This window comes from Massilia jejuensis (assembly GCF_042656795.1).
Taxonomy (GTDB): domain Bacteria; phylum Pseudomonadota; class Gammaproteobacteria; order Burkholderiales; family Burkholderiaceae_D; genus Telluria; species Telluria jejuensis.
This window is the reverse complement of record NZ_JBHSMS010000039.1, coordinates 18,298-45,019: the sequence shown is the minus strand read 5'-3', so window position 1 is coordinate 45,019 and position 26,722 is coordinate 18,298. Positions and strand designations below refer to the sequence as shown.

The window sequence follows — 26,722 nt, the reverse complement described above, 5'->3', positions numbered from 1 at the left end:
GACGCAACCAACAGAGAGGACGAAACATGCGACATACCACTACCACCGACAGCAGCATCGAAGCAGCAGACCTGGCCAAGATGCTGGGCGGGGCCGCCGCCGGCGCCCTGCTGATGTACCTGCTCGATCCGGACCGCGGCAGCGCACGACGCGCCACCTCGACCACGGCGATCCGCAACGCGGGTTCGCGCACCGGCAGTGCGCTCGGCAATGCCTGGCACGGCATTGGCGAGCGCATCGGCTCGGCTGCCCGCCACGCCGGCGAGGCCGCCAGCGAGATGCTGGAAGAGGCCGGCAAGACGGGCGGCAAGTATATCGACGAGGCCAGCAGCAGCGCCGGCAGGTATCTCGACGAGGCCGGCAGGATGCTGGACAAGGCAGGCACGCGTGCCGACAAGTACGCCGACGAAGCCGGTTCGCGCGCCAGCCGCGCCTATGAAGCGGCCAAGCCGAACGGCTCGGTTCGCGGCACCTATGACGAGGCACGCGGCGGCGCCTCGCGCATGGTCGATTCCGTGTCCGACAGCGCCAGCGCCGCCGCTTCGCGCCTCGGACGCTTCGCCAGCCAGGCCGCCGGCAGCGCCGGACGCGCCCTGCATATCGAAAACCGCGACGATCTGTCGGCCCTGCTGCGCAACCCGGCCGTGGTCGGCAGCGGCCTGCTCGGCCTGATCGGGCTGTTCCGCCGCTCGCCGGTCGGCGCCGCCGTCGGCCTGGCCGCCCTGGCGCTGGCGGCGCGCAGCAGCGGCGGCGGCGGCTCGGCGCTGTCGAACCTGCTCGGCAGCGGCGGCGGACGCGGCATCGAGCTGGAGAAATCGATCCGCATCGACGCTTCCCCGAGCGAGGTCTACGACATGTGGACCAACTACGAAAACTTCCCGCGCTTCATGTCGCACGTGGTCGACGTGCGCGACCTCGGCAAGCGCCGTTCGCACTGGGTCGTGCAGGGTCCCGCGGGCACCCAGTTCGAATTCGATTCCGTCCTTACCGAGCAGACCAGGAACCGGCGCCTGGCCTGGCGCAGCGAACCGGGCGCGCAGATCCCGAATTCCGGCTCGGTCGAATTCGAGCCCTACCGCGGCGGCACCCGGGTTACCGTGCGGCTGTCGTATTCGCCGCCGGCCGGCGCCCTCGGCCACGGCCTGGCGGCGCTCTTCGGGTCCGACCCGAAAGGCCAGATGGACGACGATCTGTCGCGCATGAAGCAATACGTCGAGCGCGGTGCGATTCCGCACGATGCCGCTCGGCGCGAGAAATCGGGGAGCCGTTTCCTGCATTAAGATACGGCCTGCGCAGGAAGGAGGACCTGCATGACGATGCATGGCGAGCGGGAGCAAGGCGCGTGTAGGCTGCATGGCAAGCCATGCAGCGGCGAGCGATGCCGCCGCTTGCCAGGCGTGTCGGCAACGACTCACTCCCTGCCGAGGCGGTTTCCACTGCGATGACGGCCGCGATCGACGTCGGCGCGGCCGTGCTGGCCGCCGTTGCCCGCCCGCTCACCGGCGGGCCAGGCGATTACGACGCCCTGATGAACCTCGTGGGCAACGCCCGCTTCGTGCTGCTCGGCGAAGCGACCCACGGCACCCACGAATTCTACGCAGAGCGGGCGCGCATTACCCAGCGCCTGATCCGCGAAAAGGGATTCACCGCGGTGGCGGTCGAGGCCGACTGGCCCGACGCCTACCGCGTCAACCGCCATGTGCGCGGCGAAGGACACGACGGCACTGCCGACGAAGCACTGTCCGGCTTCGAACGATTTCCAGCCTGGATGTGGCGCAATGCCGACGTCCTCAATTTCGTCGAGTGGCTGCGCGCCCACAACGCCGGCTTGCGGGCCGGCCCCAAGGTCGGCTTCTACGGTCTCGACCTCTACAGCCTGTTTACTTCCGTACGCGAGGTCCTGCAATATCTCGAAAGCGTCGATCCGCCCGCTGCCGAGCAGGCGCGGCGCCGCTATGCCTGCTTCGACCATTACGGCGAAGACAGCCAGCACTACGGCTACGCCACCGGCGTCGGCATGTCCGAATCATGCCAGCAAGGCGTACTGGTCCAGCTCCAGGAACTCCAGCAGCGCGCCGCCGACTACATGCGGCCCGACGGCGCCTCCGCCGAAGACGCCTATTTCTATGCCCAGCAGAATGCGCGACTCGTCAAGAATGCCGAGGAATACTACCGCACCATGTTCCGCGGCCGCGTCTCGTCCTGGAACCTGCGCGACAGCCACATGGCCGAAACGCTCGACGCCCTGGCCCGGCATTTGTCGCGCGAGGGCGAGCCGGCCAAGATCGTGGTCTGGGAACACAATTCCCATATCGGCGATGCACGCGCGACCAACATGGGCCAGCTTGGCGAATGGAATGTGGGCGAGCTGGCGCGCAAGGCCTATCCCGGCCAGACCTGCCTGATCGGCTTTTCCACCTACGACGGCCATGTGACGGCCGCCTCCGAATGGGACGGTCCCGCAGAGCGCAAGCGCGTGCGCCCCGGCATGCCAGGCAGCTACGAGGAACTCCTGCACCATGTCGGCCTGCCGCGCTTCTACCTCGACCTGCGCGACGACGGCCCGGCGCGGCGCCTGCTGCTGGACAAACGCCTGGAGCGCGCCATCGGCGTGCTCTACCTGCCGCGCACCGAACGCCAGAGCCATTACTTCCACGCCCAGCTGGCGCAGCAGTTCGACGCCCTCATCCACATCGACCGCACCGAAGCGCTGGTGCCGCTGGATGCGACCGGTGGATGGCATTCGGGCGAGCCGCCGGAGACCTATCCGGAAGGAATCTGAAGACAATGGGGCAAGCGGCCGCGCCGGGCAATCCACGGCCCGTCCTGCCTTGCGCCGCCCTTCGGGAGAGGATTGAGTTCACGCCACCTCGCAGCAACAATTCCATAACAATAAACTTTCCTCTAGCCACACTTTTCCTTGCCGCCTTTTGATACGATGCTCGGCTTCATCCCAGGCAAGGAAAAGTCGATGAGTAAAACCACGCTGAACGTCAACGGCAAGCCGCACCAGGTCGATGTGGATGCCGACACTCCCTTGCTGTGGGCGCTGCGCGACGCGCTCGGCCTGGTTGGAACCAAGTACGGCTGCGGCGCCGGCCAATGCGGCACATGTACCGTGCACATCGACGGCGCGCCGACGCGTTCCTGCCTGCTGCCCGTCTCCAGCATCGGCAAGGCCAAGATCACGACGATCGAAGGGGTGCACAAGGCGCACCGGCACCCCGTTCAGCTGGCCTGGCAGGAACTCGACGTGCCTCAGTGCGGCTATTGCCAGTCGGGCCAGATCATGACTGCCTGCGCCCTGCTGAAACAGCATCCGAAGCCGACCGATGCCCAGATCGACGCCGCCATGGCCGGCAACCTGTGCCGCTGCGCGACCTATGTCCGGATCCGCGCCGGCATCCACCGCGCCGCCGAGATCGCCGCCAGCGGAAAGGGCAAGGCATGAGCGCGCCGCCATCGCCGCCGCGCCGCCGCTTCCTGAAAACAGCCGCCGCCGGCGCCCTCGTCATCGGCATGGGTCCGGGCGGCGTACTGGCCGCCCGGCACGGCGCGGCCGACACCGCGCCCACGTTCACGCCGAACGTCTTCATCCGCATCGGCCGCGACGGCATCGTCACGCTGGTGTCGAAGCAGCCGGAAATCGGCCAGGGCATCAAGACCTCGCTGCCGATGATTTTCGCGGAAGAGCTTGAAATCGACTGGCGCGACGTGCGCATCGTCCAGGGCGACCTCGACCCGGCCTACGGCAGCCAGGGCGCGGGCGGCTCGACCTCCACCCCGGCCAACTACAACGACTTCCACCGCCTGGGCGCGACCGCGCGCACCATGTTGGTGCAGGCAGCCAGCCAGGCCTGGGGTGTGCCCGCCGGCGAATGCCGCGCCGCCCGCGGCGCCGTGCACCACGCCGCCAGTGGCCGCAAGCTCGGCTATGGCGCCCTGGTGCCGGCCGCGGCCGCGTTGCCGCTGCCGGAAGCTGCCCAGGTGCAGCTGAAGGACCCGGCTACCTATACCCTGCTCGGCACCCGCGTGGGCGGCGTGGACAATGGCGCCATCGTCAGCGGCAAGCCGCTCTTCGGTATCGACGTGCAATTGCCCGGCATGTTGTACGCCGTGTATGCCAAATGCCCGGTCTTCGGCGGCAAACCCGTCAGCGCCAATCTCGACGCGATCAAGGCGCTGCCGGGCGTGACGGATGCCTTCATCGTCGACGGCACGGAGAACCTCAACGGGTTGCGTCCGGGCGTCGCGATCGTCGCGACCTCGACCTGGTCCGCCTTCAAGGCGCGCCGCCAGCTCGACGTGACATGGGACGAGGGCAGCGGCGCCAGTCACAGCTGGGCCGATTTCTCGGCCCAGGCGAAAGCCGCGGCCGGCAAGCCGGGCACGACCGTGCTGCGCCGGGACGGCGATGTAAGCGCGGCCCTGGCCGGCGCGGCGAAAACCGTGGAAGCGAGTTATACCTACCCCTTCATCTCGCACGCGAGCATGGAGCCGCAGAACTGCACCGCCTGGTTCAAGCCGAACGAGGGCACGCTGGAACTGTGGGCGCCGACCCAGAATCCCGGCGCCGGCCAGGCCCTGGTCAGCACGACCTTCGGCATTCCGAAGGAGAAGATCGTCCTGCATATCATCCGCAGCGGAGGTGGTTTCGGGCGGCGCCTGTCGTCCGACTTCATCGTCGAAGCCACCGCGATCGCCCGCAAAGTCGGCGCGCCCGTGAAGCTGACCTGGACGCGCGAAGACGACTTGCAGCACGACCATTTCCGGGCCGGAGGCTTCCACCATTTGCGCGGCGGCGTCGACGCCAATGGCAAGTTGGTCGGCTGGCACGATCATTTCGTCACCTTTGCCAACCGCGTCGAGCGCGACGGCAAGAGCATCCTGCAGCCGGGCAGCGGCGCCAGCCTGTCGGGCGACGAATTCCCTGGCCGCTGGCTGGCCAACTGCTTGCTGGAACAAACGGCGCTCGAATGCCGCATCCCGATGGGACCGTGGCGTGCGCCGGGCAGCAATGTGTTTTCCTGGGTCTTCCACAGCTTCATCGACGAGCTGGCCCATGCCGGCGGACGCGATCCGGTCGAATTCCGACTGGAGTTGCTGGGCGAGAAGGACATCGTGCCGGGCACGGGGGAGCGCGGCCAGCCCTACAGCGTCGCGCGCATGCGTAACGTGTTGCGGGAAGTCGCGCAAAAATCGGGCTGGGGCAAGAAGAAGTTCGCGCGCGGCCAGGGCGCCGGTGTGGCCTTCCACTTCAGCCACCGCGGCTACGTGGCCGAAGTGGCCGAGGTGACGGTCTCGACATCGGGCCAATTGCGCGTGGACCGCGTGGTCGTGGTGACCGACATCGGCGCCCAGATCGTCAACCTGTCCGGCGCCGAGAACCAGGTCCAGGGCTCGGTCATCGACGGCCTGTCGACGCTGATGTATCCGGAACTGAACATCGAAGGCGGGCGCGTTGTGCAAAGCAATTTCCACGACTACAAACTGCTGCGCATGCCGGAGGCACCGCCCGCAATCGACGTGCACTTCCTGAAAACGGACTATCCCGTCACAGGACTGGGCGAACCGGTGCTGCCACCACTGGCCCCGGCCGTATGCAACGCGATCTTTGCCGCCACCGGAATACGGGTGCGCGAACTACCGCTCAGCAGGACGGACCTGCGCTGGGCTTGAGTACGCGCCTGCCGCGAGCGCCGTCCCGGTAGCGGTACGGTTCCAGCGGCTGCGCTCTGCGATGGACGTCCTGTCAGGCGCTCCGGTGCGCGGGATCGACATCGACGCCGCCATTGTGTTCCAGGATGGCCACCGCCCGTTCGAGCTGGGTTGCGTCGGCCACCGTCACCGTCATCATGCACAGGTCTCCCCGCACGGCGGGCTTGAAGACATCCTCGTAGTCGGTGCCGCCCTTGACTTCGGGCGAATCGCCCACGTAAAAATTGCTCTCGGCGGGACCGGCTTCGTCGGTGGTCACGTTGACATCGATGCCGTTGCCGTCGAAACCCTCGGCCAGCAAGCCCTTGCGGGCCGCCTCGGCGGCCTCGAAATTGGGCAGCACGCGTACGATTTGCTTGTTCATGTTGGCTCCACTATTGCAGTCATTACCACCGTACCAGAATCCGCTTCCCCGCGGCGCGCCCGCGCGCGCCCGCGTCCCGGACACGCCGCCCGCAGCCTTTTACCACGCGCTCGACGGAACAAGCGCTTGCGCGGCCCCGAACGTTCGCGCCGGACAAATTTTTAGTACAATCAGGAAATGTCGTGGCCTGCGTCAGCCTTACCGAGACACAGTACGAATGATTTACCGACGGTATAGAACAAGATGAATAACTTACGCCGGATCGCCGCCTCCTACCCTGTTGCCCCGACAGCCATGCATGGCCGTGTGCAAGCCGTGCGCAAGCGGGGCATGGACAACCTGCATTTCCCCGGCGCGAGCGCGCAGGTCCCGCCACCCGCCGCGGCGCAGCGATGAAAGCGGGCACGCCATTTTTCAGGCTGAGCAGCCTGCGCAGCCGCCTGATGCTGCTGGTCGCGCTGGCGATCCTGCCGCTGGCCATCATGACGATCCTGGGCGGCATCCGCGAGCGCGAACAGGCCATCGAAGAATCCGAGGAAAACCTGCGGCGCCTGACCAACATGGCCGCCGCCAACGAGGCGCAATCGGTCGAACGCGCGCGCCAGATCCTGGTCGACCTGGCCAGCGTGCCCGACCTGCTGGGCGAAACGCCGCGTTGCAATGCGCTGCTGGCGGACGTCCTGGACCGCAACGAAGGCTATGTCAATTTCGGCCTGATCCAGCTCAACGGCGACGTCACCTGCAGCGCGGTGCCGATGCTCCATCCGGTCAACCTGAGCGACCGCGCCCACTTCAAGCGCGCCATCCTCGAGCGCCGCTTCATCGCCGGCGACTACGTGTTCGGCCGCGTCATCCGCCGCCACACCATCAACCTCACTTATCCGGTGATGGACCGCGGCGGCAAGGTCGTCGCCGTCGTGTTCGCGGCGATGGACCTGGCGGACCTGGACACCTTCGTCGCCGACATCAACCTGCCGCCCGGCTCGGTGATGGTGACGACCGACGCCAACGGCACGATCATTTCGCGCCGTCCCGATCCCGAACGCTGGTTCGGCATCAAGGTCTCGACCGCGATGCGCGAGGCGATGCGGGGCGCCGGCAGGCGTGCGGTCGTGCTGCGCGACGAGGGCGACATCGAGCGCCTGCATACCTTCGCGCGCGTGGGCACGCCTTCGCTGTCCGATTACACGGTCACGATCGGCATCCCCGTCGAGACGGTCACGGCGGGCGCGCGCCGCGCCCAGCTCATGTCCCTGATCGGCCTGGCCGCGACCACGATGCTGGCCCTGCTGGCGTCCTGGCTGGCCGGCGATGTGCTGATCGTGCAGCGCGTGCGCAAGCTCAAGGACACCGCGCGCCGCATCGCCGCTGGCGACCTCGATGCGCGCTCGGGCATCGGCTACGAGCGCGAGGAGATCGGCCAGCTGGCCGAAGCCCTCGACGAAATGGCTGCCACGTTGCAGAAGAAGGAGGCGGCGCGCGGCCTGGCCGAACGCGAATTGCGCGCGGCCGACCAGCGCAAGGACGAATTCCTGGCGATGCTGGCGCACGAACTGCGCAACCCGCTGGCGCCGATCAGCACCGGCGCGCACCTGCTCAAGCTGCTCCACTCCGACAACGCGCAGATCACCCAGACCTGCGCCATCATCGCGCGCCAGGTCGAGCACATGACCGGCCTGGTGGACGACCTGCTCGACGTCTCGCGCGTCACGCGCGGCCTGGTTTCGATCTCGACCCAGGTGCTCGACCTGCGCAAGGTGATCGACGACGCGGCCGAACAGATCCGGCCCCTGATCGCCACGCGCCGCCATAGCGTGGTACTCGACATGCCGCCGAATGCGGCCACCGTCAAGGGCGACCACAAGCGCCTGGTCCAGGTGGTGGCCAACCTGCTCAACAACGCCAACAAATACACGCCCGAGGGCGGACGCATCGCGCTCGCCCTGGCCGAGGACGGCCCGGAATACGTGCTCACCGTGAGCGACGACGGCATCGGCATGGAGCCGCAACTGGTGACCCGCGTGTTCGACCTGTTCACCCAGGCCGAGCGCACCCCGGACCGTTCGCAGGGCGGCCTGGGGCTGGGACTGGCGCTGGCGAAGAGCCTGGTCGAGCTGCACGGCGGCACGGTGCGCGCAGCGAGCGGCGGCCTCGGCCAGGGAAGCACCTTCACCGTGCGCCTGCCGCGCCATACCCAGGAAGTGCTGGTGCCGGCGGTCCGGAGCGCCGGCCAGGCGCAGCCTGTCAAACCCCTGAAGGTATTGCTGGTGGACGACAACCTCGACGCCGCCCACACGCTGCAGCTGTTCCTCGCCGCCGGCGGGCACCAGGTCGAAATCGCCTACTGCGCGGCCGACGCGGTCGACCTGGCGCGCGTCTTCCATCCCGACGTCTGCCTGCTCGACATCGGCCTGCCCGACTTCGACGGCAACGAACTGGCGCGCCGCCTGCGCCGCCTGCCGCAAGCGACCGGCGCCACCCTGATCGCGATGACCGGCTACGGGCGCCAGCAGGACCGCGACGCCGCCAAGGCGGCCGGCTTCGACCATTACATGGTCAAGCCGGTCAATACGGTGGAGCTGTCGGATCTGCTGGCGGGTGCGGCGGCGGAGAAGCATCCGCGCTAGTGCGCGGACAAGCGCCAGCGGCCGCGACGCCGCCATCCGACGCGCCGCGCGGCATTCCCGTATCATGCCGGATCGACATGAGGGAGCGGGAATGGAAACGGTAGGCGTCGTACTTGCCATGCTGCTGGCGGTGATCGGCAGCGGTTACCTGGTGCGCATGCTGCCGTGCGCGGTGCCGCTGCCGCTGGTGCAGATCGCGCTCGGCGCGACGATCGCCGGCGTGTTCGGCCACGGCGTCACGCTCGATCCCGAGATCTTCTTCCTGCTGTTCCTGCCGCCGCTGCTCTTTCTCGACGGCTGGCGCATCCCCAAGGTCGGCCTGTTCCGCGACAAGGGCATCATCCTCGAACTCGCGCTCGGCCTGGTCGTCTTCACGGTGCTCGGGGCCGGCTTCCTCATTCACTGGCTGGTGCCGACCATGCCGCTGCCGGTCGCCTTTGCGCTGGCCGCGATCGTCGCGCCGACCGATCCGGTGGCGGTCTCCTCGATCGCCGCGCGCGTGCCGATTCCGCGCCGCCTGATGCACATCCTCGAAGGCGAGTCGCTCCTGAACGACGCCACCGGGCTGGTCTGCTTCCGCTTCGCCGTGGCCGCCGCGATGACCGGCGTCTTCTCGCTCGCCGACGCCGCGTTGACGTTCCTGTGGCTGGCGCTGGGCGGCATCGCCTGCGGAGTGGCCATCACCGCCTCGGTCGCCTTCATCCAGCGCGTGGCCGGCCAGCGTTTGGGCGAGGAGCCCGGCTCGCCGATCCTCGTCAATCTCCTGATCCCGTTCGGCGCCTACCTCGCGGCCGAACACATGAACGCGTCGGGCATCCTGGCCGCGGTCGCGGCGGGCGTCACGATGAGCTATGTCGAGTTGACGGGCCGCGCGCTGGCGACCACCCGCGTGCGCCGCGCCGTGGTCTGGGACACGGTGCAATTCGCGCTCAACGGCGTGATGTTCGTGCTGCTGGGCGAGCAGTTGCCCGGAATCGTCGAACGCGCGCTGAACGACGCCAGGATCGACGTGCGCATGACGCCGTGGACCCTGGCCGGCACGGCGCTCGCGATCAGCCTGGCCCTGATCCTGCTGCGCCTGGTGTGGGTCTGGGTCTCGCTGCGCCTGACCATCCTGAAAGCGCGCCGCCACGGCCGGCACGTGTACACGCCGAACTTCCGGCTCGTCGTCGCCACTTCGCTCGCCGGCGTGCGCGGCGCGATCACGATGGCCGGCGTGCTGACGCTGCCGCTGGCCTTGCCGGGCGGCGCGCCCTTCCCCGGACGCGATCTCGCGATCTTCTACGCCAGCGCCGTCATCATCGTTTCCCTGGTGGTGGCCAGCATCGGCCTGCCGCGCGTGCTGCGTGGCCTGGAAGTGCCGGAAGAATCGAGCGAGGAAGCCGAGGAGGACGGCGCGCGCCACGACGCCGCACTGGCCGCCATCGCCGCCATCGAAAAGGCGGCGCACGGCCGTCTCGGCCAGGAACACGACGTCGACGTCCACGCCAGCGCCGCCGACCACGTGCGCGGCATCTACGAACACCGACTCGGCGGCGGCGGCCTGTACGACCCTGCGCGCCTGCGCGTGGCCGAGCAGGCCGAGCGCGAGTACCGGCTGGCCGCGCTGCAGGCCGAGCGCACGGCGATCCTGGCAATGGTCCATGCATCCACGCTGTCGGATGAAACGGCGCGCAAACTGCTGCACGAGATCGACCTGGTGGAAGCCCGCTACCGCTAGGCGCGGGGCCGCCCGAGCGTTAACTCCCGCACGGTACGCTTACCCGGGAAGCGTAAGATCGCGTCAGCCTTCTCCATTCGACTGCCGCCATGACCCTTGACGACCGCCCGCCGGAAGACCCGGCACCGCTCAGCGATCCACCCACCGCCGCGAGGGCGGCCGGCCTGCGCTATGTCACCGGCGACAGGCCCGGCATCCGGCGCGAACCGGCCGGCGACGGGTTTGCCTACTACTCCGCCAAGGGCGACAAGATCGAGGACGAGGCGACCCTGAAGCGCATCAAGGCCCTTGTCATTCCGCCGGCATGGACGGATGTCTGGATCTGCCCCCAGGCCAACGGCCACCTGCAGGCCACCGGGCGCGACGCGCGCGGGCGCAAGCAGTACCGCTACCACGCGAAGTGGCGCACCGTGCGCGACGAGGTGAAGTACGAGCGCATGATCAACTTCGGCAAGGCGCTGCCGGAGATCCGGCGCGAGGTCGGCAAGGCCTTGGCACTGCCCGGCCTGCCGCGCGAGAAGATGCTGGCCACGATCGTCTACCTGCTGGAGGCGACCATGATGCGGGTCGGGAACGAGGAATACGCGCGCACCAACAAATCCTTCGGCCTGACGACGCTGCGCAACCGCCACGTGAAAGTCGACGGCAGCGACGTCGAGTTCAGGTTCCGGGGCAAAAGCGGCGTATTCCACAAGATCCATGTGCAGGACCGGCGCCTGGCGCGCATCATCCGCCGCACGCGCGACCTGCCCGGCCAGGAACTGTTCCAGTATGTCGGCGAGGACGGCGAGACGCACAGCATCGACTCGTCCGACGTGAACGACTACCTGCGCGCGATCACCGGCGAAGACTACACGGCCAAGGATTTCCGCACCTGGTCGGGCACTGTGCTGGCGGCGCTGGCGCTGCAGGAATTCGAGAAGTTCGATTCCGAAACGCAGGCCAAGAAGAATGTCGTGCGCGCCATCGAGGCGGTCGCGCAAAAGCTCGGCAATACGCCCTCGGTCTGCCGCAAGTGCTACGTCCACCCGGCCGTGCTCGACGCCTACATGGAAGGCGCGGTCATCGAGGCCATGCGCGAACGCACCGAACAGGAGCTGATCGAAGACCTGCACGCGCTCCAGCCCGAGGAAGCGGCCGTGCTCGCGATGCTGCAGCAGCGGCTGGCGAAAGAAGCCGAGGCCGCCGCCGGCAAGGGCCGCAAGGGGACGGCCCGGCCTGCCGTCTAGGCTTCCGGATGATTGAACACCTGGCGCAGGTAAGCCAGGAAGGTCTCGTCGGTACACATCGACTTGCCCGGCGAATCCGACAGCTTGGCCACCGGCTGGCCATTGCAGCGCACCAGCTTCATGACGATGTTGAGCGCCTTGTAGGGCGTGTCGTTGGTGAGCTGGGTGCCGATGCCGAAGCCGGTCATGGTGCGGTCGGCGAAGTGGCGGTACAGGGCCAGCGCTTTCGGCACGGTCAGCGCGTCGGAAAATACGAGACGCTTGGTGCGCGCATCGATGCGCAGCCTGGCGTAATGCGCCATGGCCTTTTCGCCCCACTCGACCGGGTCGCCCGAATCGTGGCGCAAGCCGTCGAAGAGCTTGGCGAAATACAGGTCGAAATCGGCCAGGAAGGCATCCATCCCGACCACGTCGGTCAGCGCGGTACCCAGGTCGCCCCGGTATTCCTGCACCCAGTCTTCCAGCGCCGCCTTCTGGAAATCGCGCAGGCGCACCGGAAAGGACTGGAAGGCCTGCAGGTATTCGTGGGCCATGGTCCCGATCGGCACCAGCTTGTACTTGCGCGCCAGGTGCACGTTCGAGGTGCCCTTGAAGAATTGCGGCAGCTCGCGCGCCAGCGTCGAGACGACTTCGTCCTGCCACTCGCCTGAAAAACGGCGGCGCACGCCGAAGTCGAAGAATTCGAAGGGATTGGCGCGCTTGGGTTCGCGGTCGAACGCGCGCAACTGTTCGATCTTCTCGGCCAGGCGCGTGCGCGCTTCCCCGAGCGCGGCCGCCTGGTCGAAGCGGCGGAAATACAGTTCGTTGACGATGTAGAGCACATAGATCTCGAAGCCCATCACGTGCACGACCGGGCCGCAGGCGCGGATGCGCAGGTGCGGCCCGTCGGCCTCGACGGTGATGAACTTGCGCTGGAAGCGGAACACGGTGAGGAAGTCGGCGAAGTCGCTCTTGATGAAGCGCAGGCCGCGCAGGTAGGCGATCTCTTCGTCGGTAAACAGCATTGCGCACAGCAGGTCGAGTTCGCGCTCGACCTCTTCCTTCAGCGCGGCCAGGGGATAGTCCGGCTGGTTACGGCACAAGAATTCGTACTCGCCATGCGCGTTCGGATGCCGGTGCAGCAGCGCCTGCCACATCGTGAATTTGTACAGGTCGGTTTCCAGCAGGCTGCGGACGATGGGCTTCATGGCATGATCACGCTTTTTTCTTCGGACGTTTTTTCGGGGCCAGCATGGTGCCGGTGCAGCCGGGCGTACCGCAGCGGCAGGCGAACAGCTGCTTCAGCGCCGGCGTGTGGCGCTCGTCGTAGATCAGCGCGTAGTTGTAGTTCAGCTCCTGCCCCGGCTCGATCGGGTGGATCGCGTGGATGTAGACGCGGCCGTCTTCCTCGAAGGCTTCGCAATTGGGCGAACAGGCGTGGTTGATCCAGCGCGCCTCGTTGCCGCGCTTGCCGCCGTCGATGACGCGGCCGTCGTGCAGGCTGAAGTAGAAGGTGTGGTTGATCGGGCCGCCGCGTGCTTCGGCGCGCTCGGTCGCATCGTCCCAGCTGATGCGCTCGCCGCGGTATTCGATGATGCGCTCGCCGGCGTCGATGAAGCGGCGGGCGAAGACGCCGTTGCCGTGGACAGGGGACTGCTTGACTTCGAAGGCCGGATCGGCCTTGGCGGAGGGTTTGGTGGGCATGAACGTTTCAGGTTGGCGAATGACGCGGGGTGCGCAGCTCGTTACCATTATGATAGGTTTTTCTCGCGCGTGCCGCACTCGCCTTGCCGCGCCGCACGGGCCACGGCCGCCATCGTCTTTCCCGGCCGATCGCGCTCCTGCTTAGCTTAGCTTATCCGAGATCCTCTTCGCGGAACTCGACACCCGTCGCCGGCACCGTATCGCGCATCGCTTCCTGCTTGCGCAGTTCAACCCGGCGAATCTTCCCGGAGATGGTTTTCGGCAGCTCGCGAAATTCGATCAGGCGAATCCGCTTGTACGGCGCCAGCCGTTCACCGGCGAAGGCGAACAGCTCGCGCGCCAGCTCGCGGCTCGGCGCGGCACCCTGGCGCAGCGTGATGAACGCTTTCGGCACCGACAGGCGCAGCGGGTCCGGACTCGGCACGATGGCCGCCTCGAGCACCATCTCGTGCTCGATCAGCACGCTTTCCAGCTCGAAGGGGCTGATACGGTAGTCGGACGACTTGAAGAGGTCGTCGTTGCGGCCGACATAGAAGTAATAGCCGTCCCCGTCGACCCGGGCCGTGTCGCCGGTGTGGTAGAAACCGGCGCGCATCGCGTCCGCCGTTTTTTCCTCGTCGCCCTCGTAGCCCAGCATCAGGCCGGTCGGCGCCGGGTCGAGCCTGACCGCGATCTCGCCCTCCTGCGCCGGCTGGTCGTCGCTGTCGAGCAGCGCGATGCCGTAGCCCGGCAGCGGCCGCCCCATCGAGCCCGGCTTGACCAGCTGGCCCGGCGGGTTGCCGATCTGGGCGGTGGTCTCGGACTGGCCGAAACCGTCGCGGATGCGGATGCCCCAGGCGCGCTCGACCTGGTCGATCACTTCCGGGTTGAGCGGCTCGCCCGCCCCGACCAGCTCACGCAGCGGCGGCTGCCATTGGCGCAAGTCTTCCTTGATCAGCATGCGCCAGACGGTGGGCGGCGCGCACAGCGAGGTCACGCCGCAGCGCTGCACGGTGTCCAGGGCGGCTTTCGCGTTGAAGCGTTCGTAGTTATGGACGAACACGGTCGCGCCGGCATTCCAGGGCGCGAAGAAGCAGCTCCAGGCGTGCTTGGCCCAGCCCGGCGAACTGATGTTCCAGTGGACGTCGCCCTTTTGCAGGCCGATCCAGTACATCGTCGACAGGTGTCCGACCGGATAGCTCTGGTGGCTGTGCAGCACCAGTTTCGGCTGGGCCGTCGTGCCGGAGGTGAAGTAGAGCAGTAAGGGATCGGCCGCGCGGGTCTCGCCTTTCGGCGTGAAGACGCTCAGCACGCGCCGGCAATCGTCGAAGTCGTGCCAGCCTTCGAGCTTGCCGCCGACGGCGATGCGGGTGAAATTGCCGGTAACGCCTTCGAACTTGTGCGCGTCCGACACCTGCACGATCACATGGCTCACCCGGCCGCGCTCCATGCGGTCTTGCAGGTCGGCGGTGGAGACCAGCATGGTCGTGGGCACCAGCACGGCGCCGAGCTTGATCCCGGCAAGCATCACTTCCCAGAGTTCGACCCGGTTCGGCAGCATCAGCAGTACGCGGTCGCCGCGTTCGACCCCGCACTGCTGCAGGTATTGCGCGACCTGGTGCGAGCGCGCCGCCATGTCGGCGAACGAGATCTTTTGCTCGCGGCCGTCCTCATCGACCACCCACAGGGCGGGCGCGTGGTTGTCCTTCGCTTCCTGGTCGAAGAAGTCGAGCGCCCAGTTGAAGGTGTCGAGCTTCGGGGCCTGGTAGCCGCGGTAGGCGGTGTCGTAATCGAGGCGCTGCTGTTGCAGGAAGTCGCGTGCCTGGACGAAACGCTGGTAAGGGGTCATGGTGTCTCCTGTGCGCTGTGGCAAAGGGCCGTGGCCGTGCTCCGGCAACAACCCGCTTGTGCTTTTTGTTGTCTGTTTAAGCACATTGTGCCACGGCTTGGCGGCGCGCGGCAGCCCTGCGTGCGCGTCCGGCCGCCCCCCCTTGGGACGGCCGGCGCAGGCGATATCAGCGCGGTCGGCGCAGCGGCACCGACAGCTCGCCCTCGGGCTGCATCATGTCGATCACGCGGCAGTCGCCGCACATCTTGAGGCGTTCGAGATTGCCGGCAAAGGCGCTGTGCTGCGACAGGCGCGCCAGCATGTTCTCGATCATGTGCAGCGTCCCGAAGGGCTTGCTGCAGCGGATGCAGTGGAAGGGTTGCGATTCGTTCAATACCACGGTTTGCTTGCGCGTGTCGCCGAAGGCCATGCGCGGCACCAGGGTGATGGCGTTTTCCGGGCAAGTATTGGCGCACAGGCCGCATTGCACGCAATTCTGTTCGACGAAGCGCAGCTGGGGCGCGTTCGGCGTGTCCATCACCGCCGAAGTCGGGCAAACGCCGACGCAGGCCATGCACAGGCTGCATGTCTGCTTGTTGACCGCGATCGCCCCGAACGGCGCGCCCACTGGCAGCGGCACCGCGTCGGGCTGCACGCGCGCATGACGGAACAGGTGCTCGAGCACGTAGTCGAGCGTGTTGCGCTTGTCCTCGGCCAGGTTGAAGGTGGCCGCCTGCGCCGGGCACTCGCCGCGCGGCGCCTGCGCGAGGGCGACGGCCAGTTCATGCGCGTTCGCGACGCGCAGCAGCTGGAAATGCGGCCCGGCGTAGTCGAGCCCGTCGAGCACGGTCTGGGCGACGCGCATCTGCGTCTCCAGCGCCGCGGCATACTGCGGCGCTTCGTCCTGGGTCATCAAGACCGTGATGCCGGCCGCGCCGTAGCACAGCGCCGCCAGCCAGACTTCGATCCCGGTCGAGGCGGTGTGGTGCAGGGCCAGCGGGATCACGCGGCCCGGCACCTCGGCAGCCGCGGCCTCGAGCAGCGGCGCTCCGGCCGCGCCATGCAGCAGCAGCACCGGTTCCTGGCCGCCGGCTTCGGCATAGGCGCGCAGCGCCGCCTTGATGCGGCTGCCGGTATGGCTGGCCGACGGGTAGGCGTAGTTCATCGCGCCCGAGGGGCAGACCGTGCTGCAGGCGCCGCAACCGGCGCACAGGTAGGGATTGACCTTGACGCGGTCGCCGTCGCTGACGATGGCCTTGGCCGAGCAGATGTCGATGCAGGCCGTGCAGCCCTTGAGCTGGTTGCGGCTATGGGCGCACAGGCGTTCCTTGTAGGCGAAATATTTCGGCTTTTCAAAGTCGCCGATCATTTCCATCATCTCGGCGGCGGCGGCGCGCCGCGCCGACTCGTCCATGCCCGGGGCGTAATAGCCGTGCGGGTTCTGGTGGGTGGTGATCAGGGGGCTCGGGCACAGATCGAGCACGAGGTCGAACTTGCCCTGCTCGACCGCCTGGCCGGGCGCCTGCCAGCGCGCTTCGAAGGCGCCGAGCCAGCCGGCGACGGCGACCGTGCGCGCGACGAATACGGGATAGCTGCGCTCGCCGACATCGACGTTGTCGAGCAGCAGCAGCGTTACCGGCAAGCCTTGCGACAGGTGGTCGGCCCAGGCCAGGGCCTGGAGCGAACTGCCGACGACGAGGGTACGGCCGGCCGAGCGGTAGCTCACGGCCACGCCCTGCTCGAAGGGAACGACGGCATCGGCCGCGAGGATGGCGGCGGTCTTGGCAAGGGCGTTGCGGCGTTCCTGCAACGGATCGCCGGCCTGCCCTTCCAGAAATCGGATGTTCATGCTTTACCTTGGAATGAAGCGCTTGGGATGGATACGGGTCGACACCGGCCCGGGGGCGGGACGCTCAGGGGCGGGCTTCACCACTGTGCGTGCGCGCGACGGTCGTCGGCGTAACGGCCTCTTCGCCGGCGTCGACGGCAGCCGGCACGGGCACGGAAACAGGCATTATAACGTCGGCGGCAGGTTCGGGTGGCGCGATGGCCGGCCCCGCGCCCGGCGGCGTGCCGGCGCCGGGATCGGTCCCGGCGACGCCGTCCGCTTCCTGCGCGTCCAGGACGTCTTCTTGCCCACCGGCCGCTTCGGCGGCGGCGCCAGGCGCGGCCACGTCGTCCGCCGGCAGCGTGGCCGGCACGGGCCTGACCACGCCGGCGGCGTGTTCGGGCGGATCGAGCGCGGCCAGGCGCGCCAGTTCGGCCTGGACTTCTTCCGGACGGCGCAGCACGCCGCGCGCATGCTCCAGCCCGGCAAGCATGGCGGCCGAGACCGGGTCGGGCTTGTTGTAGTCGTCCATGTACATGTCGAGCCGGTCCATCACGTTGAAGTGGGGATCGGCAAACAGCTTCTTCAGCGCCAGGCGCCGCACGTCCTTGTCGACGCCCAGGCCGACGAAATTGGAAAAATCGGAGGCGGGCGTGAGCTGCGCCGCTTCGGCCAGGGTGGGCGGCGCAACCGGCGCGCCCTGCCCGGCGCCCTGCGGCGCCGGCGCGGGCACGGGAACGGAACCGGTCACGGGTGCGGGCGGCGCCGCGGCGGGCGGCGCTTCGGCCACGGCCTCGGCGCCGCTTGACTTCACGCGCGCCCAGCGGCGCAGGAATCCTTCTTCGGGCATCGCTTTTCCTAGCCGTGCTGGCGGCCGCGGCGCGGCTTGGGCGTGTAGTGCTGGCGCAGGTAGTCGGCTACCCAGGTATAGATCTCGGCCGGCATGGTCACGCCGTCTGCCGATTCGCCCGAATCGAACATGCGCGTCCCCTCGACATAGCTGACCGAGGCGCGCGCCGGGATGGCGCGGCCGTCTTCCATGCGCCAGAGCACGAACACCTTCGATTCGGGCGCCAGCACGTTTTCGTAATAGCCTTCGTTCTCGTCCGTGTAGAGCTCGAGTTCGAGGCCGGAAACGAGATAATAGTCGCGTTCCGGGCTTTCGCCCAGAACTTGCAGGCGCGGCAGGTTGCCACGATCGGGCACGACGCCGACGGCGGACCAGGCCTCGTCGGCCCAGCGATGCTGCAGCGTGCGGCGCTGCATGATCACCGCGATCGGCATGCTTGCCATTTTCATGGCTGCTTGACCTCTTTCGCGTTGCCGCGATCGACCGACGGCGAGGCACCGGCGGGCATGGAGCCGGTCGGCGTCTTCTTGACGTCGGCGCTCGGCGAGGCGGTGCCCAGCTTTTCGCTCTTGATCGGGACATTGGCCGATTGCAGCGCCTGCGGGCTGCGCGGCGCGGCGCCGCCGCCCGGCGAGGCGGCCGCATTCCCGGCCGGCGTGCCGGTCAGGGTATTGGCCGATACGCCCGTCGTGCTCGGCGCGACGCCCGGCATCGGCGTACCGGTGATGGCCACGCCCGTGACCTGGACCGCGGCCGGGACGGCGCCGCTCAAGGGCGTGCCCGGCGGCGCCTGGGTGGCGGCGGCGCCCGGCGCCGGCACGCCGGCCGCGCCGGGCGCGGCGGCGATCGTCACCGGCGGATGGACGGTCCAGCCCTTGGTACCGGCCTGGGAACGCCAGCGCGTGCTGAGCGCATCCATCGATGCCGCCAGTTGTTCCTTGGCCTTGGCCGCCTGCGCATCGGCGGCCGCCTTCTTGGCGGCGGCCGCCTGTTGCTGGGCCGGCGTGGCCGCGGGGAGCGCGGCCCAGGCCAGGCTGCTGCCGGCGCAGGCGGCGGCGAGGACTGCGTGCCTGAAGAATTGGGTAGGCGTCATTTCTTATCTCCCGTCAGCGTACCGGGCGCGGCTGCCGGCTCCTTGCCCTGGTGGGTTGCGACACCGGCGCCGACCGGGGTCACGCCGGCTTGCGGCGCGTCGGCCGGCTTGGTGCCGTAGTCTGCCGGCGGCTTGTTGCCCGGCTGGGCGCCGCTGGCCGGCGCCGTCACGCCTGTCGACGGTCCCTGGCCAGTCTCGGCGACCGTGCCGCCCATGGCGGCGCCGGCGGTGTTCCCGCCGGAGCCGCCGGCCAGGCCCGGCGTGCCGCCGGAATAGGCCGCGTTCGTTTCCGGCTTGCTGCTGCGCGCCATGATCTGGCCGCCGGTCATGCCGCCGGCCGTGACCTGTCCCGGAAATTTGGTCTGGATCACGCCGTCTTTCGGATCGGACTGGCCGCGGTCGCAGCCGGCCAGTCCGATACAGGCGGCAATGACGCCAAGTGCGAGTGTGGATGCTTTCATCGATGACCTCAGTGTGCGGGACCCGGACGCGGAGCCACTGGCGGCGCCGATCCTGGACGCGCGCCTTCCGGCACGGCGCCCGATTTCACTTCCTCGTACCACAGCGCATGGTGCGCCTTGGCCCAGTTTTCGTCGACGCTGCCCTGGCGCATCGACTCATAGGAGCCGGGCGAGCCGATCGTACCGATATAGATGTGGCCCATGGCCCCCGCCATGTACAGGGTGGCGCCGGCGACGTGCAGGATGTTCGAGACCTGCATCACGTAGCGGGTCTGGCCGAAGTTGGCGAAGTCGAGGATCAGGCCGGTAACCGACATGACCAGACCCAGCATCACGACGCCGAACCAGAACCAGGTCTTCTCGCCGGCATTGAAGAAGCCGGCCGGGACGTGCTTGTGCGAGGTCAGACCGCCGCCCTGCTTGACCCAGTTCCAGTCGACGCGCTTGAAGAAGTTACGGCGCAGGAAGGTGAAGAACATCAGGATCGAACACAGGACGAACAGCGGACCGACGACGTTGTGCACGTATTTCGAGATGATCGCCACCCAGGAAAACAGGGTATGGCCCATCCACGGCAGCATGATGTTCTTGCCGAACATGATGATGATGCCGGTGATCGCCAGCGCGATGAAGGAATACGCGGTGGCCCAGTGCACGCCGCGCTCCCAGCTGTTGAAACGGTGCATGCGGCGGCCCGACAGCGGCAGCGGTGGCGGCCGGAACGCACGGTAGAACACGAAGATCAGGAACGGCACGGCCAGCAGGACCGTGCCGGTGATCAGCGCCAGCGGACCGTTGCGCAGGATGCGCCAGGTATTGCCGCCGCGCTGGACGATGACGTTCGCCTCGGTGCTGCCGTACTGGCCGAGGAAGTGGCGGTCCATGTGGACCCGGCCCGACGCCGCCGAACCCAGCCCCGGTTCGCGCACGTTCGAGTCGCCCTCGATCTGCAGCATGGTCTGCTCTTCCGCATAGGCGGGCTTGGCATCCTTGTTCGGCACCGCGGCCCAGCCCGGGGCCAGCACCAGCGCGCACAGCAGGCCCAGGAGGACGCGCAAGGCCATCAAATTCGCTCGCATCGACATGGCAGGCTCCTAGGGATTGGCGCGGTTGTACTCGTTCTGCTGGTTGGCGCGATTGGTGATCGCGGCATGCCAGGAGAGCTTGTCGTTATGGAAAAGGGTCTGGTAGTGGCGCGGGTCTTCCTTGCCCGCGTACTCGCCCTTGATCCAGCCCGGATGCTGCTCGGCTTCGAGGCAGCCGCTGAGGGACAAGGTCACGGCCAGCGCCAGCGGCAGTGCCGCGATACGGAAAAGTGATTTCATGTCGGTAGCTTTCCAGGAATGTTCTGGCTGTCGCCGAGTTTCTGGTTTTCGCGCGGCAGGTTGCCCAGGGCCTTGCGCGGACCGCCGCGCTTGTTGGGACCGTAGGCGATCTTCCAGCCCCACAACTCGGGACCGTAGCCGCGCGTTTCCACGCGCTGGCGGTAGATGTCGGCGATCAGGTTGGCCTCGCCGCCCAGCAGTGCCTTGGTGCCGCACATTTCGGCGCAGGCCGGCAGCTTGCCTTCGGCGATACGGTTACGGCCGTATTTCTTGAATTCGGCGTCCGAGGTATCCGGTTCCGGACCGCCCGCGCAGAAGGTGCACTTGTCCATCTTGCCGCGGTGGTTGAACAGGCCCGTTTCCGGGAACTGCGGTGCGCCGAACGGGCAGGCGTAGGAACAGTAGCCGCAGCCGATGCACTGGTCCTTGCTGTGCAGGACAATGCCGTCTTCGGTGTGATAGATGCAGTTGACCGGGCACACGGCCAGGCAGGGCGCGTCGGTGCAATGCATGCAGGCGACCGACACCGAGCGCTCGCCCGGCACGCCGTCGTTGATGGTGACGACGCGGCGCCGGTTCACGCCCCACGGCGTCTCGTGTTCGTTCTTGCATGCGGTAACGCAGCCATTGCAGTCGATGCAACGCTCGGTATCGCAGATAAATTTCATCCTTGCGGACATGATTGTCTCCTGTTCAGGTCCGTCAGGCACGCACGATGCGGCACAGCGATACCTTGGTTTCCTGCATCATCGTGACGGCGTCGTAACCATAAGTCCAGCCGGTATTGATCGCTTCGCCGCGTACGGTCGGGGCGCCATCTTCGGGATAGTGGCGCTCGAGATCCTCGCCCATCCACCAGCCGCCGAAGTGGAACGGTGCCCACACCATGCCTACCGGCACGCGTTCGGTCACCATCGCCATCATCTTCATGCGCGCCCCGGTCGGGGTCTCGATCCAGACGTAGTCGCCCACCCCGATATTCGACTGGACCGCGTCCTGCGGATTGACTTCGACGAACATGTTCTGCTGCAGCTCGGCCAGCCATGGGTTGGAGCGGGTTTCCTCGCCGCCGCCCTCGTACTCGACCAGGCGCCCCGAGGTCATGATCATCGGGAAGTCCTTCGAGAAGTCGAGTTCCTGCACCGACTTGTACAGCGTCGGCAGGCGCAGGAAATTGGCCTTGTCGTCGTAGGTCGGGTACTTGGCGACCAGGTCGCGCCGCGGCGAGAGCAGCGGCTCGCGGTGGGTCGGCACCGGGTCGGGGAAGTTCCAGACATTGCAGCGCGCGCGCGCATTGCCGAACGGCGCGCAGCCGTGGGCGATGACGACGCGGATGATGCCGCCCGAAAGGTCCGTCTTCCAGTTCTTGCCCTCGGCCATCGCCTGTTCCTGGGGCGTGAGCTCGGCCCACCAGCCCAGTTTTTTCAGGAAGACGTGGTCGAATTCCGGGTAGCCGGTATCGAGTTCCGAGCCCTTGTTGGTCGAGCCGTCGGCCGCCAGCAGGGTCTGGCCGTTGTACTCGACGCCCCAGTTGGCGCGGAACGGCAGGCCGCCCTCGGCCACCGTCTTGTTGATGTCGTACAGGATCGGCGTACCTGGGTGCTTCATCTCGGGCGTGCCCCAGCACGGCCACGGCAAGCCGTAGTAGTCGCCCTTGCAAGGGCCGGACTCGGCGCGCATGGTGGTCGGATCGAAGGTGTGCTTGTTCTCCATATGGAGCTTCAGGCGCTCCGGGGAGCAGCCGGTGTAGCCGATGGTCCAGCACGAGCGGTTGATCTCGCGCAGGATGTCTTCGATTACCGGCTCGTTCATGACGACCTTGATGTTCTTGCACAGCTCGTTATGGAAGCCGAGCTTCTTGGCCAGCAAGTACATGATCTCGTGGTCGGTCTTGCATTCGAACAGCGGTGCGATGACCCGTTCGCGCCACTGGATCGAACGGTTCGAGGCGGTGCACGAACCGTAGGTTTCGAACTGCGAGGCGGCCGGCAGCAGGTAGACGCCGTCGGTGCGGCCATGCATGGCCGCCGTCATGCTCGGATACGGGTCGACCACGACCAGCATGTCGAGCTTTTGCATCGCCGCCTTCATGTCGGGCAGGCGGGTCTGGCTGTTCGGCGCGTGCCCCCAGTAGAAGACGGCTTTCAGGTTGGCCGGCTGGTCGACGTACTGGTTCTGCTCGTTGACGGCGTCGAACCAGCGCGACACGGTGACGCCCGGCTTTTCCATCAGCTCTTTCGAGGCGAAGCGCGACAGCATCCAGTTGTAGTCGACGCCCCAGACGGTGCCGAAATGCTTCCAGGCGCCTTCGGCCAGGCCGTAGTAGCCTGGCAGCGAATCGCCGTTCGGACCGACGTCGGTGGCGCCCTGCACGTTGTCGTGGCCGCGGTAGATGTTGGCGCCGCCGCCAGGCACGCCGATGTTGCCCAGCGCCAGTTGCAGGATCGCGAGCGCACGCACGTTGGCGGTGCCGACGTGGTGCTGGGTGATGCCCATGCACCAGACCACGGACGACGGCTTGTTCTTGGCCAGCATTTCGGCGGCCATGCGTACCGAGGCTTCCGGCACGCCGGTGATGTCGGACACCTTGTCCGGCGTCCATTTCGCCACTTCCTTGCGAACCTCGTCCATGCCGTAGGTTCGGGCGGCGATGTATTCCTTGTCTTCCCAGCCGTTATTGAAGATGTGCCAGAGCATGCCCCAAACCAGGGGGATGTCGGTGCCCGGACGCACGCGCACGTAATGGTGGGCGAAGCGCGCGGTGCGGGTGAAGCGCGGATCGACGACGATCATCTTCGCGCCCAGTTCCTTGGCATGCAGGAAGTGCAGCATCGAGATCGGGTGCGCTTCGGCCGGGTTGGAACCGATGAACATCACGGCCTTGGTATGGTGCAGGTCGTTGAACGAGTTCGTCATCGCCCCGTAGCCGTAGGTCTGGGCCACGCCCGCGACCGTCGTCGAGTGGCAGATGCGCGCCTGGTGGTCGCAGTTGTTCGAGCCCCAGAAGGCGGCGAACTTGCGCAGCAGGTAGGCTTGCTCGTTGCTGTGCTTCGAGCTGCCGATGAGCATCACCGAGTCGGGACCGGATTGCTGGCGCAGCTGCAGCATCTTGTCGCCGATCTCGTTGACCGCCTGGTCCCAGGAAATGCGGACATACTTCCCGTTCACCAGCTTCATCGGATAGCGCAGGCGGTGTTCACCGAAGCCGTGCTCGCGCACCGAGGCGCCCTTGGCGCAGTGGGCGCCCATGTTGATCGGCGAATCGAAGGCCGCTTCCTGGCGCACCCAGACGCCGTTGCTGACGATGGCGTCGACCGAGCAGCCGACCGAGCAATGGCTGCAGACGGTGCGTTTCAGTTCCACCTTGGCCGGCTCGGCCGCCGCCTCGGCGGCCTGGGCCGGCTCGATGACATTCAGGGGCAACTGGCGCGCGAGCGCGCCGGCGCCGGCAGCAACGCCGGCGCCGACCAGGAACTTGCGCCGCTTGAGACCCCGCGGTTCGCCTTCCTTGTTTGAACTCTTTACTAGCGACATGACTTGTCTCCGGGTACGCTCACCAGTAGGCGGCGGTTTTATAGTAACGACGAATGTGTTCGGTCTCGTGGTAGCCGCGCTTGACATCGGGTTTCGCCGCCTCGACGGGCGCGATCTCCGGTTTCGCTTCGGCCCCCGCGGCGACCGCCGCCAGCGCGCCCAGCGGCGCCGCTCTCAGGAAATTGCGGCGCGACGGGTCCGGGATCGGTTCCGCCTTGCCTTGTTTGTTTTCGGTGCTCATCGCAGTCCCTTCGCGTAAATCAGCCATCGAAGCCATCTTCGACAGCAAAGGCTTCGGCCTCGATCGCCAGCAGCGCGCTTACGAACGCGGCGATCAGCCTATAAAAATTCGCACCCGCGGCATTTTTCATGTCGGCCAGGCAGCGCGCATACCAGGGCGCGATGCGTGCCTCGAAAAATGCCTTTTGCGCTTCCAGGGGCTGGCGCCGGATGCCGGGGCCGCCCGCGATCAGCACGCGCATCGTCTCGCACAGGGCGCCCAGGTGGTCTTCGGACTCGAACACGCCGCGCACACGGCCGATGCCGAAGCGCGCCAGGTCGGCGCGCAGCTCGGCCAGGGGCGTGTCGTTCATGAAGCCGGACAGGTAGAGCGAGCCGTAGGGATTCAGGGTCGGCGTGCCGCTGCTGATGAACAGCGCGTCGAATTCCTCGGCCACCGCATCGGCATCCATCACGCTGGAGGCAAGCACCAGGTTTTCCCAGGCATCTGCCAGCGCGTGTTCGGCGCCGGTCGAGAGAATCGGGTCGGCGTTCGCCAGGCCGGCCAGCAACTGGCCGTCAGGCGCCGCCAGCAGCAGGCGCGCCGCGAGCGCATAGAGGTCGGCGCGCGCCTGGTCTTCGGCTCCTAGCGGCGCAGTGACGGTCACTGCGGCTGCGACGGTGCCGGAGACGTTCGCACGGCCGGCGTCTTGCGCCGCGGGAGGTGAAATTGCCGGTGAGGCAGACTGCATGGGCACTGGCGACGCTCCGTTAATAAATCTTCATCGAAAGTGTAAGGCTTCCCCTACCAAATTGCGCGCACAGTTGAACTTTTTTTGTGCACGTGCTCACCCCCGGGTATCAGTGCATGCCCGCTGCATGCACGACGATCCGGACCAGGCTGGCAACCAGGTAGCGCGTTGGTACCCCGCCCGATCGCTCCCCAGGCAGCCAACCCAGGCAACGCATGGATGCGTCGTCACCTGCTGTGCGCATGCGTGATCTCCCGCGTCCGCGTTCATCGCGCCACGGCAGACCCAACAGGATCGGACCGTGTACATCGGGATGATGGACAGGATAGACAACGTGCCGACCAGGCCAAAGCCCTGGTTGCTCGGGGGCGAGGCGGCTTCCCATACCGTGACAAAGAGGCACGCGCTGGAGCCGGATACAGTTCGCCCTGTTAGTATAACCGAGAAATGCCGCGCCAACGCGTCAATAAGCGGCCGGCGACGCCGATGTTGCTCCAGCGAGCCTGGCAGCAGTGCGATCGAAAGCGGCACAGGATCGGGCCGGCGCCGGGAAGGTGGCCCCCACCGGTTTTGGGTCGATGCCAGGTCCGGCGCACACGCGCATGTCGCATCGAGGTCTTCCCAAATAGTGGGCACCGTCGGAAAAGCCGGGACCGCCATGCGGACAGGGCTATAATCGGTTCATCTCGGGCTCCACGCCGACTCCCCCCTTCTGCGCTCCAATTCCAACTGCCATGAGCCAAGGCCACCACCCTCCCGCCACAGTGCCGATCAGTCTAGGCGCCATCAAGGCCAGCTGCGGCGCCTGCAGCATGCACCAGCTCTGCCTGCCGATGGGGCTCGACGATGCCGACATCGACCGGCTCGACCAGATCATCGGCCGCCGCCGGCGTCTCGGGCGCGACGAGCGCCTGTACGCGATGGGCGAACCGTTCCGCAGCCTGTACGCGGTACGGCTCGGCCACTTCAAGACCTACCAGGTGAACGCGGCGGGCGAGCAGCAGATCACGGGTTTCCAGATGGCCGGCGAACTGCTGGGCATGGACGCCATCAGCGGCGACCGCCACCATTGCGACGCGGTGGCGCTCGAAGACAGCGAAGTGTGCGAGGTTCCCTTTCCCCGCCTCGAGGAACTGTTTGGCCAGGTGCCGGCGCTGTTGCGCCATTTCCACAGGATCATGAGCCAGGAAATCACGCGCGAGCAAAACGTCATGCTTTTGCTCGGCAACATGCGTGCCGAGCAGCGTTTCGCCGTCTTCCTGGTGAACCTGTCGGTGCGTTACGCGGCGCGCGGTTATTCCCCGAACGCGTTCGGGCTGCGCATGTCGCGCGAGGACATCGGCAATTACCTTGGCCTGACGATCGAAAGCGTCAGCCGCCTGCTCTCGCGTTTCAAGAAGCAGGGCTGGATCGAAGTCGACCGGCGCGAGGTGAGACTGCTCGAGCCCGCCAAACTCAAGGCGATCGCCGCCGGCACCGAGCAGTGCAGCCCGATGCGCTGATCGGGCTGCG

The 26,722-nt window shown here is 67.2% G+C and carries 23 protein-coding genes; 8 read left to right on the top strand and 15 right to left on the bottom strand.

Going from position 1 to position 26,722, the window contains the following annotated elements; translation table 11 throughout:
- The first annotated feature begins 26 nt into the window (after positions 1-26).
- The 4 genes from ACFPOU_RS12300 (at position 27) to ACFPOU_RS12285 (ending at position 5,679) form a co-directional block, all read left to right on the top strand.
- Positions 27-1,280 (top strand): SRPBCC family protein, encoded by a 1,254-nt coding sequence (locus tag ACFPOU_RS12300; RefSeq protein ID WP_379721430.1) that lies wholly within the window; start codon positions 27-29, stop codon positions 1,278-1,280.
- 161 nt (positions 1,281-1,441) lie between these two features.
- A complete protein-coding gene (locus tag ACFPOU_RS12295; RefSeq protein ID WP_379721879.1) occupies positions 1,442-2,782 on the top strand; it encodes an erythromycin esterase family protein in 1,341 nt (446 codons plus the stop codon).
- Between the two features lie 189 nt (positions 2,783-2,971).
- Positions 2,972-3,451 carry a (2Fe-2S)-binding protein gene (locus tag ACFPOU_RS12290; RefSeq protein ID WP_379721427.1) on the top strand — a complete coding sequence of 160 codons (480 nt, stop codon included), beginning with the start codon at positions 2,972-2,974 and terminating at the stop codon, positions 3,449-3,451.
- On the top strand, positions 3,448-5,679 hold the full coding sequence (locus ACFPOU_RS12285; protein ID WP_379721424.1) for a xanthine dehydrogenase family protein molybdopterin-binding subunit: 2,232 nt from the start codon (positions 3,448-3,450) through the stop codon (positions 5,677-5,679). Before ACFPOU_RS12290 ends, ACFPOU_RS12285 begins: the two co-directional genes overlap by 4 nt.
- 73 nt (positions 5,680-5,752) lie before the next feature.
- Here the strand turns inward: ACFPOU_RS12285 and ACFPOU_RS12280 are convergent, their stop codons facing one another.
- Complete coding sequence (locus tag ACFPOU_RS12280) at positions 5,753-6,082, bottom strand: hypothetical protein (RefSeq protein ID WP_379721421.1); 330 nt, start codon at positions 6,080-6,082, stop codon at positions 5,753-5,755.
- A gap of 392 nt (positions 6,083-6,474) precedes the next feature.
- Here ACFPOU_RS12280 and ACFPOU_RS12275 point away from each other — a divergent pair, with 392 nt between their 5' ends.
- From ACFPOU_RS12275 to ACFPOU_RS12265, 3 genes are all read left to right on the top strand, one after another.
- Positions 6,475-8,709 (top strand): ATP-binding protein, encoded by a 2,235-nt coding sequence (locus ACFPOU_RS12275; RefSeq protein ID WP_379721418.1) that lies wholly within the window; start codon positions 6,475-6,477, stop codon positions 8,707-8,709.
- A gap of 91 nt (positions 8,710-8,800) precedes the next feature.
- A complete protein-coding gene (locus ACFPOU_RS12270) occupies positions 8,801-10,429 on the top strand; it encodes a Na+/H+ antiporter (protein ID WP_379721415.1) in 1,629 nt (542 codons plus the stop codon).
- 89 nt (positions 10,430-10,518) lie between these two features.
- A complete protein-coding gene (locus ACFPOU_RS12265) occupies positions 10,519-11,658 on the top strand; it encodes a DNA topoisomerase IB (RefSeq protein ID WP_379721412.1) in 1,140 nt (379 codons plus the stop codon).
- On the opposite strand, the gene pncB is transcribed toward ACFPOU_RS12265, so the two are convergent.
- The 14 genes from pncB to ACFPOU_RS12195 form a co-directional block, all read right to left on the bottom strand.
- Complete coding sequence (pncB, locus tag ACFPOU_RS12260) at positions 11,655-12,845, bottom strand: nicotinate phosphoribosyltransferase (RefSeq protein WP_379721409.1); 1,191 nt, start codon at positions 12,843-12,845, stop codon at positions 11,655-11,657. The two genes, ACFPOU_RS12265 and pncB, sit on opposite strands and share 4 nt — an antisense overlap.
- Before the next feature lie 7 nt (positions 12,846-12,852).
- Entirely contained in the window at positions 12,853-13,341 is a 489-nt protein-coding gene (locus ACFPOU_RS12255; RefSeq protein ID WP_379721406.1) for an SET domain-containing protein, read from the bottom strand.
- A 151-nt stretch (positions 13,342-13,492) separates the two neighbouring features.
- The gene (locus tag ACFPOU_RS12250; protein WP_379721403.1) at positions 13,493-15,169 is read right to left on the bottom strand and encodes an AMP-binding protein; all 1,677 of its coding nucleotides are present in this window, start codon (positions 15,167-15,169) and stop codon (positions 13,493-13,495) included.
- Positions 15,170-15,335: 166 nt separating this feature from the next.
- On the bottom strand, positions 15,336-16,997 hold the full coding sequence (locus ACFPOU_RS12245) for a 4Fe-4S dicluster domain-containing protein (protein WP_379721400.1): 1,662 nt from the start codon (positions 16,995-16,997) through the stop codon (positions 15,336-15,338).
- Positions 16,998-17,061: 64 nt separating this feature from the next.
- Complete coding sequence (locus ACFPOU_RS12240; RefSeq protein ID WP_379721397.1) at positions 17,062-17,826, bottom strand: DUF3306 domain-containing protein; 765 nt, start codon at positions 17,824-17,826, stop codon at positions 17,062-17,064.
- Between the two features lie 8 nt (positions 17,827-17,834).
- On the bottom strand, positions 17,835-18,275 hold the full coding sequence (locus ACFPOU_RS12235; protein WP_379721394.1) for a DUF3305 domain-containing protein: 441 nt from the start codon (positions 18,273-18,275) through the stop codon (positions 17,835-17,837).
- Positions 18,272-18,919, bottom strand: coding sequence for a hypothetical protein (locus ACFPOU_RS12230; RefSeq protein ID WP_379721391.1), 648 nt, complete (start codon positions 18,917-18,919; stop codon positions 18,272-18,274). Before ACFPOU_RS12230 ends, ACFPOU_RS12235 begins: the two co-directional genes overlap by 4 nt.
- A complete protein-coding gene (locus ACFPOU_RS12225; protein ID WP_379721388.1) occupies positions 18,916-19,380 on the bottom strand; it encodes a hypothetical protein in 465 nt (154 codons plus the stop codon). Before ACFPOU_RS12225 ends, ACFPOU_RS12230 begins: the two co-directional genes overlap by 4 nt.
- A gap of 8 nt (positions 19,381-19,388) precedes the next feature.
- Positions 19,389-20,465, bottom strand: a complete 1,077-nt coding sequence (locus tag ACFPOU_RS12220) for a formate dehydrogenase subunit gamma (protein WP_379721385.1) — start codon at positions 20,463-20,465, stop codon at positions 19,389-19,391.
- 9 nt (positions 20,466-20,474) lie between these two features.
- Positions 20,475-20,705, bottom strand: a complete 231-nt coding sequence (locus tag ACFPOU_RS12215) for a hypothetical protein (protein ID WP_379721382.1) — start codon at positions 20,703-20,705, stop codon at positions 20,475-20,477.
- The gene (gene fdh3B / locus ACFPOU_RS12210; protein WP_379721379.1) at positions 20,702-21,385 is read right to left on the bottom strand and encodes a formate dehydrogenase FDH3 subunit beta; all 684 of its coding nucleotides are present in this window, start codon (positions 21,383-21,385) and stop codon (positions 20,702-20,704) included. Before fdh3B ends, ACFPOU_RS12215 begins: the two co-directional genes overlap by 4 nt.
- A gap of 22 nt (positions 21,386-21,407) precedes the next feature.
- Positions 21,408-24,239 (bottom strand): formate dehydrogenase subunit alpha, encoded by a 2,832-nt coding sequence (locus ACFPOU_RS12205; RefSeq protein ID WP_379721376.1) that lies wholly within the window; start codon positions 24,237-24,239, stop codon positions 21,408-21,410.
- Positions 24,240-24,258: 19 nt separating this feature from the next.
- Positions 24,259-24,480 carry a twin-arginine translocation signal domain-containing protein gene (locus tag ACFPOU_RS12200; protein ID WP_379721373.1) on the bottom strand — a complete coding sequence of 74 codons (222 nt, stop codon included), beginning with the start codon at positions 24,478-24,480 and terminating at the stop codon, positions 24,259-24,261.
- 19 nt (positions 24,481-24,499) lie between these two features.
- Positions 24,500-25,126, bottom strand: coding sequence for a TorD/DmsD family molecular chaperone (locus ACFPOU_RS12195; RefSeq protein WP_379721370.1), 627 nt, complete (start codon positions 25,124-25,126; stop codon positions 24,500-24,502).
- Positions 25,127-25,944: 818 nt separating this feature from the next.
- Here ACFPOU_RS12195 and fnr point away from each other — a divergent pair.
- Positions 25,945-26,712 carry a fumarate/nitrate reduction transcriptional regulator Fnr gene (gene fnr / locus ACFPOU_RS12190; protein WP_379721367.1) on the top strand — a complete coding sequence of 256 codons (768 nt, stop codon included), beginning with the start codon at positions 25,945-25,947 and terminating at the stop codon, positions 26,710-26,712.
- Positions 26,713-26,722 lie beyond the last annotated feature (10 nt).

What these genes read in the sequence shown, in the direction of transcription:
- ACFPOU_RS12295 (WP_379721879.1), top strand. Translation starts at nt 1,442, where the DNA reads ATGACGGCCGCGATCGACGTCGGCGCGGCCGTGCTGGCCGCCGTTGCC.
- ACFPOU_RS12245 (WP_379721400.1), bottom strand. Translation starts at nt 16,997, where the DNA reads ATGAACATCCGATTTCTGGAAGGGCAGGCCGGCGATCCGTTGCAGGAA.
- ACFPOU_RS12240 (WP_379721397.1), bottom strand. Translation starts at nt 17,826, where the DNA reads ATGCCCGAAGAAGGATTCCTGCGCCGCTGGGCGCGCGTGAAGTCAAGC.
- ACFPOU_RS12225 (WP_379721388.1), bottom strand. Translation starts at nt 19,380, where the DNA reads ATGAAAGCATCCACACTCGCACTTGGCGTCATTGCCGCCTGTATCGGA.
- ACFPOU_RS12275 (WP_379721418.1), top strand. Translation starts at nt 6,475, where the DNA reads ATGAAAGCGGGCACGCCATTTTTCAGGCTGAGCAGCCTGCGCAGCCGC.
- fnr (WP_379721367.1), top strand. Translation starts at nt 25,945, where the DNA reads ATGAGCCAAGGCCACCACCCTCCCGCCACAGTGCCGATCAGTCTAGGC.
- ACFPOU_RS12250 (WP_379721403.1), bottom strand. Translation starts at nt 15,169, where the DNA reads ATGACCCCTTACCAGCGTTTCGTCCAGGCACGCGACTTCCTGCAACAG.
- ACFPOU_RS12280 (WP_379721421.1), bottom strand. Translation starts at nt 6,082, where the DNA reads ATGAACAAGCAAATCGTACGCGTGCTGCCCAATTTCGAGGCCGCCGAG.
- ACFPOU_RS12270 (WP_379721415.1), top strand. Translation starts at nt 8,801, where the DNA reads ATGGAAACGGTAGGCGTCGTACTTGCCATGCTGCTGGCGGTGATCGGC.
- ACFPOU_RS12215 (WP_379721382.1), bottom strand. Translation starts at nt 20,705, where the DNA reads ATGAAATCACTTTTCCGTATCGCGGCACTGCCGCTGGCGCTGGCCGTG.
- ACFPOU_RS12230 (WP_379721391.1), bottom strand. Translation starts at nt 18,919, where the DNA reads ATGACGCCTACCCAATTCTTCAGGCACGCAGTCCTCGCCGCCGCCTGC.
- ACFPOU_RS12290 (WP_379721427.1), top strand. Translation starts at nt 2,972, where the DNA reads ATGAGTAAAACCACGCTGAACGTCAACGGCAAGCCGCACCAGGTCGAT.
- pncB (WP_379721409.1), bottom strand. Translation starts at nt 12,845, where the DNA reads ATGAAGCCCATCGTCCGCAGCCTGCTGGAAACCGACCTGTACAAATTC.
- ACFPOU_RS12205 (WP_379721376.1), bottom strand. Translation starts at nt 24,239, where the DNA reads ATGTCGCTAGTAAAGAGTTCAAACAAGGAAGGCGAACCGCGGGGTCTC.
- ACFPOU_RS12235 (WP_379721394.1), bottom strand. Translation starts at nt 18,275, where the DNA reads ATGAAAATGGCAAGCATGCCGATCGCGGTGATCATGCAGCGCCGCACG.
- ACFPOU_RS12265 (WP_379721412.1), top strand. Translation starts at nt 10,519, where the DNA reads ATGACCCTTGACGACCGCCCGCCGGAAGACCCGGCACCGCTCAGCGAT.
- fdh3B (WP_379721379.1), bottom strand. Translation starts at nt 21,385, where the DNA reads ATGTCCGCAAGGATGAAATTTATCTGCGATACCGAGCGTTGCATCGAC.
- ACFPOU_RS12220 (WP_379721385.1), bottom strand. Translation starts at nt 20,465, where the DNA reads ATGTCGATGCGAGCGAATTTGATGGCCTTGCGCGTCCTCCTGGGCCTG.
- ACFPOU_RS12300 (WP_379721430.1), top strand. Translation starts at nt 27, where the DNA reads ATGCGACATACCACTACCACCGACAGCAGCATCGAAGCAGCAGACCTG.
- ACFPOU_RS12200 (WP_379721373.1), bottom strand. Translation starts at nt 24,480, where the DNA reads ATGAGCACCGAAAACAAACAAGGCAAGGCGGAACCGATCCCGGACCCG.
- ACFPOU_RS12255 (WP_379721406.1), bottom strand. Translation starts at nt 13,341, where the DNA reads ATGCCCACCAAACCCTCCGCCAAGGCCGATCCGGCCTTCGAAGTCAAG.
- ACFPOU_RS12285 (WP_379721424.1), top strand. Translation starts at nt 3,448, where the DNA reads ATGAGCGCGCCGCCATCGCCGCCGCGCCGCCGCTTCCTGAAAACAGCC.